This is a genomic window from Bacillus sp. AR2-1 (genome assembly GCF_008368755.1).
GTDB classification, from domain to species: domain Bacteria; phylum Bacillota; class Bacilli; order Bacillales; family Bacillaceae_G; genus Bacillus_A; species Bacillus_A wiedmannii.
Genome location: NZ_QORY01000040.1, coordinates 38,660 through 52,623 on the forward strand (window position 1 = coordinate 38,660; position 13,964 = coordinate 52,623).

Below are 13,964 nucleotides of genomic sequence, written 5' to 3' on the forward strand. Positions count from 1 at the left end.
GAAAAATAAAAAATCCCTCTTTTCATATTGAGAAAGAGGGATTTTTACGTACAAGTTATGCACCCGTATATAAACGAAGTCCCTCATTCTATCTTTCAAGCACAATGCTTGCAGGAAGTGGCACAGTATTCAAAATGAACCTGTTGCCGAGGTTTCAAAGGGCCAGTCCCTCCACCTCTCTTGATACAATGAGTAAACGAATAAATTTTATTAATTTTTGTGTTTCTTTGATAATTCAAAATCTTACACCTTGGATGATGAAGTGTCAACTAATTGAAATATAGTTTAAATTTTCAGTTTTATTTAACGAGAAAAACCACTGCATATGGCAGTGGTTTTTCTACTAGAAGTTAAAGTTATCTGGATCTGGACCAACGCGACGATCCTCATTTAGAGCTTGAATTGCTTTCATGTCATCAGCACTTAATTCAAAATCGAATATATTTGCATTTTCAATAATGCGATGTTCTTTAATAGATTTAGGGATTGTTACAACTTCATTTTGTAAATCCCAGCGTAAAATAATTTGTGCAGTTGATTTATTATATTTTGTCGCAATGTCTTGTAATGTGGAGTTATCCAGTAGTTGTCCCTGCATTAATGGTGACCAAGCTTCAAGCTGGATGTTATGTTCTTTACAGAAAGCGTGTAATTCTTCTTGTGCTAAACGTGGGTGGTATTCCACTTGATTGACCATTGGCTTAATTTCAGCGATTTCAAATACGTCTTGTAAGTGGTGAATGTGGAAATTACTCACACCGATAGCACGAACACGGCCATCTTTATAAAGTTTTTCTAACGCTTTCCATGATTCAGTATATTTCCCTTTTACAGGCCAATGTACTAAATATAAATCTAAATATTCTAGACCTAATTTTTCTAATGTAGTTTCAAATGCTTGAAGTGTTGTTTCATATCCTTGATCGCTATTCCATACTTTTGATGTAATAAATAATTCTTCACGTGAAACACCTGCTTCACGGATTGCTTGTCCAACGCCTTCTTCGTTTTGATAGATTGCTGCAGTATCGATGCTGCGGTAGCCATTTTTAATTGCTGATTTTACAGACTCAATTACTTCTGAACCATCTTCTACTTTAAAAACACCTAAACCGAACCAAGGCATTTTTACACCGTTATGTAATGTAGTATAGTCTTTTAAACTTGTTAAACTCATATTATTTCCCCCTAGCTTTTTTGTTTGTTGCTTCTACTGCTTTTTGAACCGCCTCTGAAAAATTATATTCATATAAAGCTTTGAGACCTTCAGCTGTGGAACCACCTGGCGTTGTTACTTGTTCGCGGAGGTTAGCCGGATCTTGCGTTTGTTCAAGCATAGAAGCAGATCCAGAAATCATTTGAATGACAAGGTGTTTTGCGGTTGCTTCATCGACGCCATAACTTGTTGTTGCTTCAATCAAGCTTTCAGCAAAGTAATAAAGGAAAGCTGGTGCACTTCCAGTAACTGCAGTAAGCTGATGAACTTCTTCCTCAGTGCAAAGTTGCGAAGTACCAATGCCTCTTAAAAGCAGTTGCAAGGTTTCTTGATGCATCTCGTTTACTGATTGTCCTGTTGTATATAAGGAGATTGACTTCCCAATTTCAGCAGCTGTATTTGGCATAATCCAAGCAACAGGCGTGTCCTTAGGGAGTCTAGCTTCTAAATAAGATGGACCAATGCCAGCAGCTACCGTTACGACAAGTTGATTCGATAGTAACGGAGATAGCTCCGCTAATAATTCTTCATGTGCAGAAGGCGGCATTGCTAAAACAATCGTATCAACAGATGTAACATGCTGCTTCCAATCTGTTGTGATAGACACATTATATCGTCCTTGTAATTGTTCTAGCTTTTCTACGTTGCTGCGGTTAGAAACGATAATTTTTTCGATGTATTCTTTGCTTGTTTTAAGTAATCCGGAAAATATAGCTTCTGCCATACGACCAGCACCAATAAATAGAATTCGATGTTTAGTTAGCATATCCTTTATTCCTTTCTAGTGGAGATATGTTATAAAAAACGATACCATCTTTAAGAGAATTTTGTAAAAAGAAAAGACTTACCGTAGATGGAATGGATAACGAGAAGGAGGAAATTCATGGTAAAGGAAAGAGCTATTACTTATACTGGTGATAGGGAATTTATTATACATCTGGGGAGAGATGATCATGGTCAGAAGTCCGCTTTTTTTATTTATTTCTAGTATTATTTGCGTATTGGTTGGATTTTATATTCAATCGAGTTATATTGAAATTTTCGCATCGGTTATGGGGATTATTAATGTTTGGTTATTAGCGAGGGAAAAGGTATCTAACTTTTTGTTTGGCATGATTACGGTTGCGGTATTTCTGTATATTTTCATTACGCAAGGTTTATATGCAATGGCAGTATTGGCAGCCTTTCAATTTATATTTAATGTATATGGTTGGTATTATTGGATTGCACGTAGTGGGGGAGAAGAGGTAAAAGCAACAGTTCGTTTAGGTGTAAAAGGGTGGACTCTGTATATAATCTTTATGTTAGTTGCTTGGATTGGTTGGGGCTATTATCAAATCCGTTATTTAGAATCAACTAGTCCATATTTAGATGCTTTAAATGCTGTACTAGGATTAGTAGCTCAATTTATGCTAAGTCGAAAAATTTTAGAAAACTGGTATTTATGGATTTTGTATAACGTGGTTAGCATTGTGATTTATATTTCCACAGGTTTATACGTCATGCTAATATTAGCTGTTATTAATCTCTTTATATGTGTAGCTGGTTTACTAGAGTGGAAGAACAACTATAAAGTGAAACTTTAATCAGTGGGGGTTTTCTTCATCCCCCACTGATTATCAGCCCTCACCAATCGGACTTTTATGGGCAGTTGATCCTCCACCTAAATTCTTTGCTTTCGCTGAATTTTGAGGTGGGGGTCTTACTGCCCGTTAAAGCGGGATAAAAGACAGGGGCATGTAAATAATTATATTTAGAAAACAATTGAAAGAGAAAAACCCCTGAAGCATATATGCTTCAGGGGTTTATTAATAGATTATAAGTTTATGCTTTTGTCATACCTAATAATACAGCGCCGCCGATAATTAAAACACTACCTAGTGCAATAAAGATCAATTGACGTTTTGTTTTCTTCTCACCTAAGAAGACAATCGCACCGAATGTTGAGATAACGATTCCAGTTTGAGATAATGGGAAGCTTGTTGCTACTCCGACACGTGGTAATGAAAGAAGTAAGAATAAGTTTCCAGTTCCCCATAGTAAACCAGATAAAGCATTACGGATTGCATATTTGTTAAATGGTTTATGTTTAGATGTCAATACAACCGCACCGACAAACATACCAACTGCTTGTGGTAAAATAGCAGACCAACCATCGATATTATACCAACGAATAATAATTACATATACAAGGTAACCGAAAGTAGAAACAATTAAAGTAAGAAGTCCTTTTTTCAATTGTCCTGGTGGCTGTGCATTTTCTTTGTCATCTAATGATGTGAATACAACACCAACTACGATTAATAGGATTGCAATCGTTCCCAGAACAATCGTTGTTGTAGTAGTCCACTCACGGAAAGCGATAACCCCAAAGATAGAAGTTGCAACAAGTTGCATACCAGTAGAAATCGTTACAGTAGTTGAAACACCTAGTTTTTCAACTGTTTTTAATTGGTTTACTTGTCCTAAAGCCCAGAATAAACCTGAAATAAAACCAACAATCAAGACTGTCATTGTTAAAGCTGGTTGAGTAAATACATACATAATTGTTGCGAAGAATAGAGCACCGATTGTCATACCTACCGTTTGGCTATATGCACCACCGCCCATTTTTACGCTTACTAATAAGATGTTTCCCCATGCAATTGCAGGAAGAAGCGCTAATAAAATGTCCATTACAAGACTCCCTTCGGTTTTCTATACCAATATAATTACATATCGTTCTAACGATCGGTAATGCCCCACTACTAGAGTAGAAGATTACCGATCGCTAAAACAGGATGAAGAATTCACGATATAAATGCGTTTTCATTTCTTCATTTTTTGAAACACCTCCATATAATAACAGGAAATTGCCTATTTTAGAAAGTGAATTCAAATAAAATGTATATTTTAATAAGAGGTAAAATTCAGTTATTTCCCGATGGTATATTTTATTTCCTAAGAAATAAAGAAGCAGCTTCGAAAAAAGCTGCTTTAAGAGTTAGTAATTCTTTTATTAATAAGCTGAATACATAGCAGAAATAGGAGTGACATACTAATAGTGATAACTACAAGTGTCCAAGCGAGCTGCATATTACTCGCATCAATCGCCATGTAAATTGCAGTTGGGATTGTTTGAGTTTTACCAGGAATGTTCCCAGCAAACATGAGTGTAGCACCGAACTCACCGAGCGCACGAACAAAGCTCAAAATCATTCCGCTTAGTAAGGCGGGAAATGCAAGCGGAAGTGTAACGTGCAGAAAAACTTGATATTCACTTGCACCAAGGTCGCGAGCACTTTCTTCAATTTGTATATTTGCAATAGAAAATCCCGTTTTTGCTGATTGATACATGAGTGGAAATGCAACAACTGTAGAAGCGATGATCGCAGCAGTAGATGTGAACATAATGGACTGCTGAAATATTGATTCTATCCATGTTCCAATGGGACTATTATTTCCAAAAATGATAATGAGAAAAAAGCCGATTACAGTTGGTGGAAGTACCATTGGTAATAAGAAAATAGTTTCTAATATTATTTTATATCTCCATGAGGAGCGTGCTAGCGCTCGCCCGATAATCGTCCCTAAAATTGTAACGATAATGGTGGCGCATGCAGCTACTCGTAAAGATAGAAAGATCGGTAACAAAAGGGCATCAAAGCTCATGGCAATTATGATAGGACTGTAAATCCATATTTCTTAAAGATAGATTGTGCATCTTTTGACTGCAAATACTCATAAAATGAAGTCGCCTCTTTCTTATGCTTAGATTCCTTTATAACACCTAAAGGATAGTGGATTGGCTCATGCGAAGTAGCTGCTGCTGTCTCACCAATCTTTACTTTTTTTGAAATAAGAGCATCTGTTTTGTATACAATACCAGCATCGACATTACCTGTTTCTACATATGTTAACACTTGGCGAACATCTTTTGTAAATACGATTTTATTTTGAATGTCATTCCAAAGATTTTCATGTATGAGAGAAGCCTTTGCGTATTTTCCCGCGGGTACAGATTCAGGTGTACCAAGTGCGATTTTCTTAATTTTTTCATCTTTTAAATCTTGAATTTTCGTAAGAGAACTATCTTTTGGGATAACTAGAACAAGTTCATTTCCAAGAAGATTTTTCCCTTCTTTTTCATTAATGAATCCTTTTTTTACAAGAGTTTGGAATTTATCTTCGGCTGCTGAGAAGAATAAATCAGCAGGCGCGCCTTGTTCAATTTGTTGTTGAAGTGCACCAGAAGCACCGAAGTTAAAAGAAAGTTTAATATTAGGTTCTTTTTCTTTATATTTTGTTTCAATTTCTTTTAGTGCATCTTGTAAGCTTGCAGCAGCTGATATAGTAAGTTCTACTGCTTTTCCTTCTTTAGCAGTTGATTTCTCTTTCTTTTCGCCGCTTGTACATGCGGCACTAAATATAAGAAGAAAAGAAAGTATAAGTGCTCCGATGGATCGTAATGTAAACTTGTTCATAAAAAAATCCCCTTTCGTTTTGATATATTCAATTATATCTAATTATATCTAATTATAACTAGATATGATTAGTTATAATTGAATATAATTTGAACGATATAGTTGTTTTTTAATATAGGAGAAATATTCTTTTCTTTGTTACAATGAAGGAAGAAAGTGAGGAATCGTCTATGGATCATCATTCCTACACAACGGAAGAAGTAGCGAAGCGATTAAAGGTATCAAAATTAACTGTATACGATCTAATTAAAAAAGGAGAACTTCCTTCTTATAGAATTGGTAGACAGATGCGCATTGATGCAACAGATTTAGAACAATATATAAAGCAAATGAAAACAGGGAAAATACAAGGTACTCCTGTAAAGAGCGAAGATAGTAGGGGCTTGGATACATGTATTATTAGCGGACAAGAACTAACGTTAGATATGTTGGCAAAACGTATAGAAAATCGCCTGCCAAGTTCAAACATATTAAGGGCATATCAAGGTAGTTTAACGAGTTTAGTAAAAATGTATCAAGGAGAAGGAAATATCGTTAGCTTACATTTGTTTGATGGAGAAACAGGTACATATAATGTTCCGTATGTAAAACGTATTTTAGTGGGTCAACCATGTACGATGATTAATTTATTAGCAAGGAACGTTGGGTTTTATGTGCAAAAGGGAAATCCGAAAAATATAAAAACATGGGCTGATTTATCTCAATCATCTATACGATTTGTAAATCGAGAAAAAGGTTCTGGCATTAGGGTGTTAGTGGATGAACAATTGCGCATTCAAAAATTAAATAAAGAGCGTATTAGTGGATATGAATGGGAAGAGTCGAATCATCTTGGTGTTGCCACGCAAGTCGCAAATGGAAAAGCTGACGTAGGAGTAGGTTCAGAAAAGTTTTCACAGATTGTAAATGTAGACTTTATTCCAATCATGAAAGAACAGTATGATTTAGTGATTTTGAAGAATAAAGAAAATGAAGAGCTGATCGAAGTCGTGAAAGATATTCTGCAATCGGAAGAATTTCATAATGAATTAAAAGCGATTGGCGGATACGATATGACGAAAACAGGTCAAGTTATATATGAAATAAAGTGAAACTTTAATCAGTGGGGGTTTTCTTCATCCCCCACTGATTATCAGCCCTCACCAATCGGACTTTAATGGGCGGCCCGACCCCCACCTAAATTCTTTGCTTTCGCTGAATTTTGAGGTGGGGGTCTTACTGCCCATTAAAGCGGGACAAACTAAAAAGCTGCTTGTCTATAAGACGAGCAGCCTTTTCTATATATAAAGGGGTTTGGGGAAACAAAGTATTAAACAAGACCTTGAGCAAGTGTGTAAATGAAGGCTGTAAGAAGAGTCGCTCCACTTGCAAGTCCGATAAAGTCTGATTTGTTAAATGTAATGTTGTTCATTATAATCTCTCCTTATTTATTTAATGTAGTTGCAACAGCTTTTGCATCGACAAGTGCGGATAGCACCATGCCCATTGTATTTAAAAATTTGTTTGATTTCATTTTGTTCATCATGCGTATCCGCTCCTTTTCGAATTGTTGTTGCCCTGCTTTATGCCTTAATTATAGGAAATATGATCGCCTGCAACTATCGAATTAGCTTACGGGAGACTTACATTTTTGTAAGAAAAAAAGACATTCATGTAAGAATGTCTTTTAAAGCATATTGATATGATGATGCTCTTCAATTGTTTTTAAAAAGCTACGCATTGAATTCGTCATATAACTATCTTTACGGCGTATGAAAACCGTTGAAATACTACCATATTTTTCAGGGATTGCATGACAATGTACTTTACCAGCTTTAGAAAGATGGTGGACAGCAGACTGTGGTACGAGTGTAATTCCAAGGCCGAGTGCAACACTGTTTAATATCGTTTCTAATATATTAAATTCCATAATTCTTTTTGGGAGCAAACCTTCATCTTTAAGCCATCGTTCTAGTTTGGAACGGTATCCACATCCTTGGTTAAAAACGAGTAGGGGCGTTGTTGTAAATTCTTCTATATGAAAAGCTTTATTTTGTGTTACAAGCATTAATTTTTCTGTACTAACATCGTATTGTTCAATTAGTGGGTGTTTAATAGGCCCTGATATAAAGGCACCATCTAATTGATGATCAAGTACTTCTCTAATCAATGCTTCTGTTAGACCCGCTTGTAATGATAAATCGACATTCGGATAGCGTTTATAGTAAGAAGATAAAATGGTAGGTAATGTACTTACTGTTTCGACTGTACCGATTTTTAATATGCCAGAGGGAGTTTCACTATCTAAAAATACTTGTTTTAGCTCGTCAACATCTTGCAAAATTTTATTAACATAAACGAGCATTTTTCTTCCTTCAGCTGTTAAAGTCATGCCTCGTTTATGACGATAAAAGAGCGGTGTTTTTAGTTCGTTCTCTAGTTGTTTAATACGTGCAGTTACATTTGATTGTACGTAATTTAATTCCTTTGCTGCGCCGCTTACACTACCTTTGTCGGCAACGTTCTGGAAGATTTGTAAATCTCTTAATTCCATAATGTGATCCTCCTTGATGTTAACTATCATTATAAATGATAGTTAACATCATTTTGAATCATTTTACGTGATATATTTTTTCTTTTACAATTCTCTTTGTGCAAATAGAAAGAAGTGGGGGATTGTGGTGAAAAAAGGTCAAATGATAATAGGGGCTTTAGCATGTTTAATTGCAAGTATGTCGTGGGGAGCAATGTTTCCGGTTGCTGATCATGCGCTAGAATACATAGATCCATTTTATTTTTCGCTTATTCGCTATGGAGCAGTGGCGATCGTACTGATTGTATTGTTGTTAATGAAAGAAGGAAAACAGGCATTTCGTTTAGAGGGAAGAGGAAAGTTACTCGTCTTTTTCGGAACGATGGCGTTTACTGTATATAATGTACTTATATTTTTAGGTCAAATGTTAATGGGAAAATCAGGTGTGATGGTAGCCTCCATTATGGAAGCACTGATGCCGATGATTTCTATTTGTATTCTATGGGGATATAAGCATGTAAAACCGAAAAAGTATATGATAACGAGCATGATTATCGCTTTTGTAGGGGCTGTATTCGTTATTACGAAAGGTGATATGAGTTTCTTTTTAACATTGAAAGATAACATGTTTTCGCTGGCCTTTATATTTGTTGGGGTTGTAGGTTGGGTTATTTATACGATGGGTGGTCAAACGTGTAGCGATTGGTCAACATTACGTTATTCTACGTTGACGTGTGTATTCGGTACGACTGTCACAGGGATTATAACTGTAATCATTACATCGTTTGGATACGTATCGGTTCCGAATATGGGAACGATTTCTATCGTGAAATATGATTTATTGTTTATGATGACATTACCAGGTATCGTAGCGTTACTTGCTTGGAACTATGGTGTGAAAATTTTATCGTCCATTAATGGGATTTTATTTATTAATTTTGTACCAATCACGACTTTAGTTATTATGATGATGCAAGGATATCGAATAACAATGTTTGATATTATAGGGACTTTACTTGTTATTGCAGCACTTATTCGCAATAACGTTTGTCAGAGAAAAGAAGAAAATATAAACAAGCGAAGTTTACAAGAAGAGCAATTACGTCAAGCTGTTTAATAGGCAATTGGAGGATTTCACATGTTAGAAAGTTTATTGTTTTTCTTCGCCGTCGGAGTTGCCTGCGAGCTTGCAGCAATTAACCGAAATGGTCGTAAAAAGATAAAACAACAAGCTGAGCTGATACAGCTTTTAAAAGAATTGAAAGAAAGAAAAATGTAAAAAGACGACCGGGCATAGACGGTCGTCTTTTTCTATATAAAGGGGAAAGGGGACACAAAGTTATACAAGCGTAGCAGCGTAAATAAAAGCAGTAAGAAGAAGAGAGCCACTAGCTAATCCTAAAAAATCTAATTTGTTAAAAGTGATGTTATTCATGATGCATTCTCCTTACTTGTTTAATGTAGAAGCAACAGATTTTGCATCGATTAGAGCGGAAAATACCATGCCCACTGTATCTGAAAAATTGTTTGATTTCATTTTGTTCATCATATGAATCCGCTCCTTTTCGAATAGTTGTTGTTTCTTTCTGACTTAATTGTATGAAATATTTGGGGAAGTAACTATCGAATTAGCTTACAAGAAAATTACACTTTTGTAAGAATTGAAATGTAACAATTAATACTTAAAATTATTACCAACTCCTAAAACTTAGTGTTATAATCGTTATAAGAAAATGATTATAATTCGGATATTCAGAAAGGAACGAAACAAATGTATAAACCAATTACATTTTTGTTGAAATATATATTTAAAACAGCTGGGAAAGTAGAAGTGCAAGGAAGAGAAAAGTTACCAGAAGGTGGCCCATATGTTGTTGCATGTACACATACAAGTTTTATGGATGTATTAATGTTAGCCACAGGGATGTACCCGACCCAAATTCATTACATGGCAAAAAAAGAGTTATTTGAAGGGAAGTTCAAAAATTGGTTCTTTAAAAATGTGAATGCATTCCCTGTAGATCGTGCGAATCCAGGACCGAGTACACTCAAAATTCCGTCACGCCTATTAAAAGAAGGGAAAGTAGTAGGGATTTTTCCGAGTGGGACACGATCAACAGAAGACGTTTCATTAAAAGCTGGGGCTGTTACGATTGCATTGCGTTCTAATGTCCCGTTAGTACCGGCAGCTTATGTTGGTCCATCAAGTGTAAAAGAATTAATAAAAGGGAAAAAGGCACAATTAATTTTTGGCGACCCAATTCAAATTGATGCTGAAGAACAAATAGATCGAAAGACAGCTATGAAAATGATGACAGATCAATTAAATGAGAAGTTTGATGAGCTAAAGGAAACTTTGCAATCAAATCAAAAGTAAGAAAAGACGACCGGGCATAGACGGTCGTCTTTTCTATTACTATTTATAATAAAGGGGAAAGGGGACACAAAAGTTATACAAGCGTAGCGGCGTAAATAAAAGCAGTAAGAAGAAGAGAGCCACTAGCTAGTCCTAAAAAATCTAATTTGTTAAAAGTGATGTTATTCATGATGCATTCTCCTTACTTGTTTAATGTAGAAGCAACAGCTTTAGCATCGATTAGAGCGGAAAATACCATGCCCATTGCATTTAAAAAATTGTTTGATTTCATTTTGTTCATCATATGAATCCGCTCCCTTTCGAATAGTTGTTGTCCTGTTTCTGACTTAATTGTATGAAATATTGAGGAGAGTAACTATCGAATTAGCTTACAGGAAAATTACACTTTTGTAAGAAAAACGAATGAAGGTGTAATGATGAGAAAGTTTGACATATGTTCGTGGAATTCATTAAGTTAAAAGTAGAGGTGAGTGTATGGCCAATATTAAAGATATTGCAAAGATGGCGGGAGTTTCAGTTACAACTGTTTCGAGAGTGTTGAATGATCACCCATATGTAAGTGAAGAAAAAAGGAAAGCGGTTATGGAGATAGTTGAGAAGTTGAATTACTCACAAAACGCAAATGCCGTTCATTTATCAAAAGGGAAAACGAATATTGTTGGTGTAATTTTACCGTATATTAATCATCCATGTTTTGATGCGATGGTGGGCGGGATGATGGAGGTGGCGTTAGCTCATAATTACAGAGTGCTACTTTGCCAAACGAATTATAATAAAAAAGAAGAAATGAAAAGTTTACATATGTTAAAAACAAAACAATTGGATGGCCTTATTATTTGTTCTCGTGCGAATGATTGGGAAACGATAGAGCCGTATGCTTCCTATGGGACAATCGTTGCTTGTGAAGATAATGATATTTCAAATATCTCAAGTGTATATACGAATCATTCGGCAGCTTTTCAATTAGGAATGGATTATTTGATTGAGAAAAGTTATAAAAAAATTGGTTATTGTACGGGGAGGAAATTAGGTCCGAGTAGTCAAAAGCGTTTTGATGTTTATAAACAGCAATTGCAATCTATAGATGAAGAAGTGAATGAAGAATGGATTTTTACAGAATGTTTTACATTAGAAGATGGTGTGAAAGTGGCTCATAAATTAAAGGGGATGCAGCATCTTCCCGAAGCATTAATAGTAGCAGGAGATGAAGTTGCGATTGGGGTTATGACAGAAGCTGAAAAATTAGGTATTCAAGTTCCTGAGGATTTAGCGATTATTGGCTTTGATAATCAACCTATTTCGCAAGTGTTACAACTTACAACCATTGATCAAAATTTAAAGGAGATAGGTAAAAAGGCTTTTGAAATGTTTTATAGGCAAATAAGTGGTGAGGGTTCTAAACAAGAAAAGGTGGAAATTCCATACGAACTTGTGGAACGCTCTACTGTTTAGTTTTAATCCGTTATGTGTAAATTGCATAACGGATTATTTTTTTGAAATATCTTTGACAGGAAACGCGTTTCATACTTTATAAAGGAGTTACACCGGTCTGTAATAATCCATGGATTCTTTTCAAGAATAGTATTTGGAGGGATATGCATGAATGAACTTTTATTGAGTATGAAAAAGCATATAGAGGATGATGAAAAGATTTTGGCTTTTGTCGTAGGGATATTTGAGAAGGATAATTTTACGCTATCGTATCAACAAGGGATTTTTGCTGCTACTACTAGACGTCTTCTCTTTTATGGGAAATTTCCATACTATCCTGCAACATTTAAAGATTATTCATATTTGCATATAGATAGCATAGATTTTCGTCCGCATTTCGAATGTACTTGTAATCATGAAACCATTCGAGCTAAGTATATTCAGAAGGGGAATGTGGAGCGATTTGTCCGTACAGTTAGAGCGAATATGAATAATTAATCACCCCTTTGTTTAAACATAATATCCCGATCTGTAAGAGTAAAAATGCGCAATAAAAACAACTTCTAAACCTCTAGGAGATAGTGATACAATGTCAAATGGGGGGAGGTATGAACTATGGTTAATCAACGTATAAAGGAAATAACACTAATTACAATTGGTTCATTATTATTCGCAATTGGTATTAATTACTTTGCAATTCCAAACCGTTTATCAGAGGGTGGAATTATTGGTTTAACGGTTGTTACGTACTATTTATTTGATTGGTCACCGGGGATTGTAAACTTTGCTATAAATGCAATTTTACTAGCTATTGGTTATAAATTTTTTGATAAGAAAACGATGGTTTATACAATTTTAGGGATTGTAGAAACATCCTTGTTTTTATATGTTACGGAACATATTGAGTATCATGTAAATAGTGATACGTTATTAGCAGCCCTATTCGCTGGCTTATTTGTCGGTGTCGGATTAGGCTGTATGTTCAAAGCTGGAGGTACATCAGGAGGATCGGCAATTTTAGCTCGGTTAGCCAATCAATATTTAGGGTGGAGCGTTGGTAAAGGCGTACTTATTATTGATATTGTGGTAATTGCTGGTTCTGTATTTATAATAGGGCAAGAAAAAGCAATGTACACACTTGTTGCAGTATTCATCGGAGCGAAAGTGATTGATTTCATTGTAGAAGGAATGGATACAAAAACAGCTGTTACAATCATTTCAAATCAACCGGATTTAATCCGTGAAACTATTACGAAAAACATGACACGCGGTGTCACTGTATTAGAAGGACGCGGCGGATATACTGGTAAAAATAAAGAAGTGTTATATGTTGTTATAAATAAACAAGAGCTTGTTAAGTTAAAGCAGGTTATTAGTCGAGTAGATGAAGATGCTTTCGTTGTTATTCATGATGTACGCGATGTACTTGGCGGTGGCTTTAAAGCGAGCTAAAAGGTGAACGAGTAAATTCGTTCACCTTTTTTAATTCTTACAATAATGTAAGTGTAATGTAATGAGATTCAATAGTAGATTTTATTCCTTCTTTTTAAAATGGATGTATATATATCCTGCAGAGGAGGAAGATTGATTATGAAGAAAAAAATGATCACTACTATAATAGCGATGATAGTGATAGTAGTAATGTTACTGCCTACGAAACTTGGACCAGTTATCGATAAATATAATCCACTTTATAAGACGAAAGAATACTATACGGTCGTGAATACAATTGGCCAGCATATTGGTGATGAGTGGTATGAATATGAATTTATTGCATTTGACGAACGTGGAAGAGAACAAAAAATAAAGAAGACTGTTAAGTATATGTTAAAGAGGGATGAAGCGTTAAAGGTGTATGCAAAAGGACGCTACGGAGAGGCGATTGAAGAAATTGAAGCTGTAAATATTCCTATTAATGCGAAGAGTAAACTTTTAACGATGAGATAGCAGATTATACCCCCACCT

Annotated in this window: 18 protein-coding genes and 1 riboswitch; of the genes, 9 read left to right on the top strand and 9 right to left on the bottom strand. The window is 35.3% G+C overall.

Annotated elements, in window-relative coordinates:
• Positions 1-85 precede the first annotated feature (85 nt).
• Positions 86-190, bottom strand: a riboswitch (SAM riboswitch).
• A 153-nt stretch (positions 191-343) separates the two neighbouring features.
• Both DT250_RS30010 and proC read right to left on the bottom strand, forming a co-directional pair.
• Positions 344-1,177, bottom strand: a complete 834-nt coding sequence (locus DT250_RS30010) for an aldo/keto reductase (protein WP_088609475.1) — start codon at positions 1,175-1,177, stop codon at positions 344-346.
• Between the two features lies 1 nt (position 1,178).
• A complete protein-coding gene (gene proC / locus DT250_RS30015) occupies positions 1,179-1,982 on the bottom strand; it encodes a pyrroline-5-carboxylate reductase (protein ID WP_149214264.1) in 804 nt (267 codons plus the stop codon).
• A 187-nt stretch (positions 1,983-2,169) separates the two neighbouring features.
• Between proC and pnuC the strand changes: the two genes are divergently transcribed.
• The gene (gene pnuC / locus DT250_RS30020; RefSeq protein ID WP_098856583.1) at positions 2,170-2,802 is read left to right on the top strand and encodes a nicotinamide riboside transporter PnuC; all 633 of its coding nucleotides are present in this window, start codon (positions 2,170-2,172) and stop codon (positions 2,800-2,802) included.
• A gap of 238 nt (positions 2,803-3,040) precedes the next feature.
• Here pnuC and DT250_RS30025 read toward each other — a convergent pair whose 3' ends face one another.
• From DT250_RS30025 to modA, 3 genes are all read right to left on the bottom strand, one after another.
• Positions 3,041-3,892: a GRP family sugar transporter gene (locus tag DT250_RS30025; RefSeq protein ID WP_000353549.1), complete on the bottom strand. Its 852-nt coding sequence runs from the start codon at positions 3,890-3,892 to the stop codon at positions 3,041-3,043.
• A 300-nt stretch (positions 3,893-4,192) separates the two neighbouring features.
• The gene (gene modB, locus DT250_RS30030; protein WP_149214265.1) at positions 4,193-4,867 is read right to left on the bottom strand and encodes a molybdate ABC transporter permease subunit; all 675 of its coding nucleotides are present in this window, start codon (positions 4,865-4,867) and stop codon (positions 4,193-4,195) included.
• 5 nt (positions 4,868-4,872) lie between these two features.
• Positions 4,873-5,679 carry a molybdate ABC transporter substrate-binding protein gene (gene modA, locus DT250_RS30035; RefSeq protein WP_149214266.1) on the bottom strand — a complete coding sequence of 269 codons (807 nt, stop codon included), beginning with the start codon at positions 5,677-5,679 and terminating at the stop codon, positions 4,873-4,875.
• Positions 5,680-5,822: 143 nt separating this feature from the next.
• On the opposite strand from modA, the gene DT250_RS30040 reads away from it, so the two are divergent.
• The gene (locus DT250_RS30040) at positions 5,823-6,770 is read left to right on the top strand and encodes a helix-turn-helix transcriptional regulator (protein WP_087984958.1); all 948 of its coding nucleotides are present in this window, start codon (positions 5,823-5,825) and stop codon (positions 6,768-6,770) included.
• Positions 6,771-6,988: 218 nt separating this feature from the next.
• Here the strand turns inward: DT250_RS30040 and DT250_RS30045 are convergent, their stop codons facing one another.
• Together DT250_RS30045 and DT250_RS30050 are read right to left on the bottom strand one after the other, a co-directional pair.
• Positions 6,989-7,090 (bottom strand): DUF3948 family protein, encoded by a 102-nt coding sequence (locus DT250_RS30045; RefSeq protein WP_001060018.1) that lies wholly within the window; start codon positions 7,088-7,090, stop codon positions 6,989-6,991.
• A gap of 255 nt (positions 7,091-7,345) precedes the next feature.
• A complete protein-coding gene (locus tag DT250_RS30050) occupies positions 7,346-8,212 on the bottom strand; it encodes a LysR family transcriptional regulator (protein ID WP_048542928.1) in 867 nt (288 codons plus the stop codon).
• 127 nt (positions 8,213-8,339) lie between these two features.
• Here DT250_RS30050 and DT250_RS30055 point away from each other — a divergent pair, with 127 nt between their 5' ends.
• Both DT250_RS30055 and DT250_RS30060 read left to right on the top strand, forming a co-directional pair.
• Positions 8,340-9,308, top strand: coding sequence for a DMT family transporter (locus DT250_RS30055; protein WP_142954002.1), 969 nt, complete (start codon positions 8,340-8,342; stop codon positions 9,306-9,308).
• 21 nt (positions 9,309-9,329) lie between these two features.
• A complete protein-coding gene (locus DT250_RS30060; protein ID WP_000894064.1) occupies positions 9,330-9,470 on the top strand; it encodes a YrzO family protein in 141 nt (46 codons plus the stop codon).
• A 60-nt stretch (positions 9,471-9,530) separates the two neighbouring features.
• On the opposite strand, the gene DT250_RS30065 is transcribed toward DT250_RS30060, so the two are convergent.
• The gene (locus DT250_RS30065) at positions 9,531-9,626 is read right to left on the bottom strand and encodes a DUF3948 family protein (protein ID WP_001060007.1); all 96 of its coding nucleotides are present in this window, start codon (positions 9,624-9,626) and stop codon (positions 9,531-9,533) included.
• 336 nt (positions 9,627-9,962) lie between these two features.
• On the opposite strand from DT250_RS30065, the gene DT250_RS30070 reads away from it, so the two are divergent.
• Entirely contained in the window at positions 9,963-10,568 is a 606-nt protein-coding gene (locus DT250_RS30070; RefSeq protein WP_000277788.1) for a lysophospholipid acyltransferase family protein, read from the top strand.
• Positions 10,569-10,641: 73 nt separating this feature from the next.
• Here the strand turns inward: DT250_RS30070 and DT250_RS30075 are convergent, their stop codons facing one another.
• Positions 10,642-10,737, bottom strand: a complete 96-nt coding sequence (locus tag DT250_RS30075; protein WP_001060007.1) for a DUF3948 family protein — start codon at positions 10,735-10,737, stop codon at positions 10,642-10,644.
• 305 nt (positions 10,738-11,042) lie between these two features.
• Here DT250_RS30075 and DT250_RS30080 point away from each other — a divergent pair, with 305 nt between their 5' ends.
• From DT250_RS30080 to DT250_RS30095, 4 genes are all read left to right on the top strand, one after another.
• Entirely contained in the window at positions 11,043-12,020 is a 978-nt protein-coding gene (locus DT250_RS30080) for a LacI family DNA-binding transcriptional regulator (protein ID WP_149214267.1), read from the top strand.
• A gap of 147 nt (positions 12,021-12,167) precedes the next feature.
• Entirely contained in the window at positions 12,168-12,497 is a 330-nt protein-coding gene (locus tag DT250_RS30085) for a PH domain-containing protein (protein WP_060486406.1), read from the top strand.
• A 117-nt stretch (positions 12,498-12,614) separates the two neighbouring features.
• On the top strand, positions 12,615-13,451 hold the full coding sequence (locus DT250_RS30090) for a YitT family protein (protein WP_000248044.1): 837 nt from the start codon (positions 12,615-12,617) through the stop codon (positions 13,449-13,451).
• A gap of 138 nt (positions 13,452-13,589) precedes the next feature.
• Positions 13,590-13,946, top strand: a complete 357-nt coding sequence (locus DT250_RS30095; protein ID WP_149214268.1) for a YxeA family protein — start codon at positions 13,590-13,592, stop codon at positions 13,944-13,946.
• The last annotated feature ends 18 nt before the right edge of the window (positions 13,947-13,964 follow it).

Excerpts from the sequence above, each read along its gene's own strand:
- proC (WP_149214264.1), bottom strand. The coding sequence starts at position 1,982 with ATGCTAACTAAACATCGAATTCTATTTATTGGTGCTGGTCGTATGGCA.
- DT250_RS30070 (WP_000277788.1), top strand. The coding sequence starts at position 9,963 with ATGTATAAACCAATTACATTTTTGTTGAAATATATATTTAAAACAGCT.
- DT250_RS30085 (WP_060486406.1), top strand. The coding sequence starts at position 12,168 with ATGAATGAACTTTTATTGAGTATGAAAAAGCATATAGAGGATGATGAA.
- modA (WP_149214266.1), bottom strand. The coding sequence starts at position 5,679 with ATGAACAAGTTTACATTACGATCCATCGGAGCACTTATACTTTCTTTT.
- DT250_RS30065 (WP_001060007.1), bottom strand. The coding sequence starts at position 9,626 with ATGAATAACATCACTTTTAACAAATTAGATTTTTTAGGATTAGCTAGT.
- DT250_RS30050 (WP_048542928.1), bottom strand. The coding sequence starts at position 8,212 with ATGGAATTAAGAGATTTACAAATCTTCCAGAACGTTGCCGACAAAGGT.
- DT250_RS30010 (WP_088609475.1), bottom strand. The coding sequence starts at position 1,177 with ATGAGTTTAACAAGTTTAAAAGACTATACTACATTACATAACGGTGTA.
- modB (WP_149214265.1), bottom strand. The coding sequence starts at position 4,867 with ATGAGCTTTGATGCCCTTTTGTTACCGATCTTTCTATCTTTACGAGTA.
- DT250_RS30075 (WP_001060007.1), bottom strand. The coding sequence starts at position 10,737 with ATGAATAACATCACTTTTAACAAATTAGATTTTTTAGGACTAGCTAGT.
- pnuC (WP_098856583.1), top strand. The coding sequence starts at position 2,170 with ATGGTCAGAAGTCCGCTTTTTTTATTTATTTCTAGTATTATTTGCGTA.
- DT250_RS30040 (WP_087984958.1), top strand. The coding sequence starts at position 5,823 with ATGAAGGAAGAAAGTGAGGAATCGTCTATGGATCATCATTCCTACACA.
- DT250_RS30080 (WP_149214267.1), top strand. The coding sequence starts at position 11,043 with ATGGCCAATATTAAAGATATTGCAAAGATGGCGGGAGTTTCAGTTACA.
- DT250_RS30025 (WP_000353549.1), bottom strand. The coding sequence starts at position 3,892 with ATGGACATTTTATTAGCGCTTCTTCCTGCAATTGCATGGGGAAACATC.
- DT250_RS30090 (WP_000248044.1), top strand. The coding sequence starts at position 12,615 with ATGGTTAATCAACGTATAAAGGAAATAACACTAATTACAATTGGTTCA.
- DT250_RS30095 (WP_149214268.1), top strand. The coding sequence starts at position 13,590 with ATGAAGAAAAAAATGATCACTACTATAATAGCGATGATAGTGATAGTA.
- DT250_RS30060 (WP_000894064.1), top strand. The coding sequence starts at position 9,330 with ATGTTAGAAAGTTTATTGTTTTTCTTCGCCGTCGGAGTTGCCTGCGAG.
- DT250_RS30045 (WP_001060018.1), bottom strand. The coding sequence starts at position 7,090 with ATGAACAACATTACATTTAACAAATCAGACTTTATCGGACTTGCAAGT.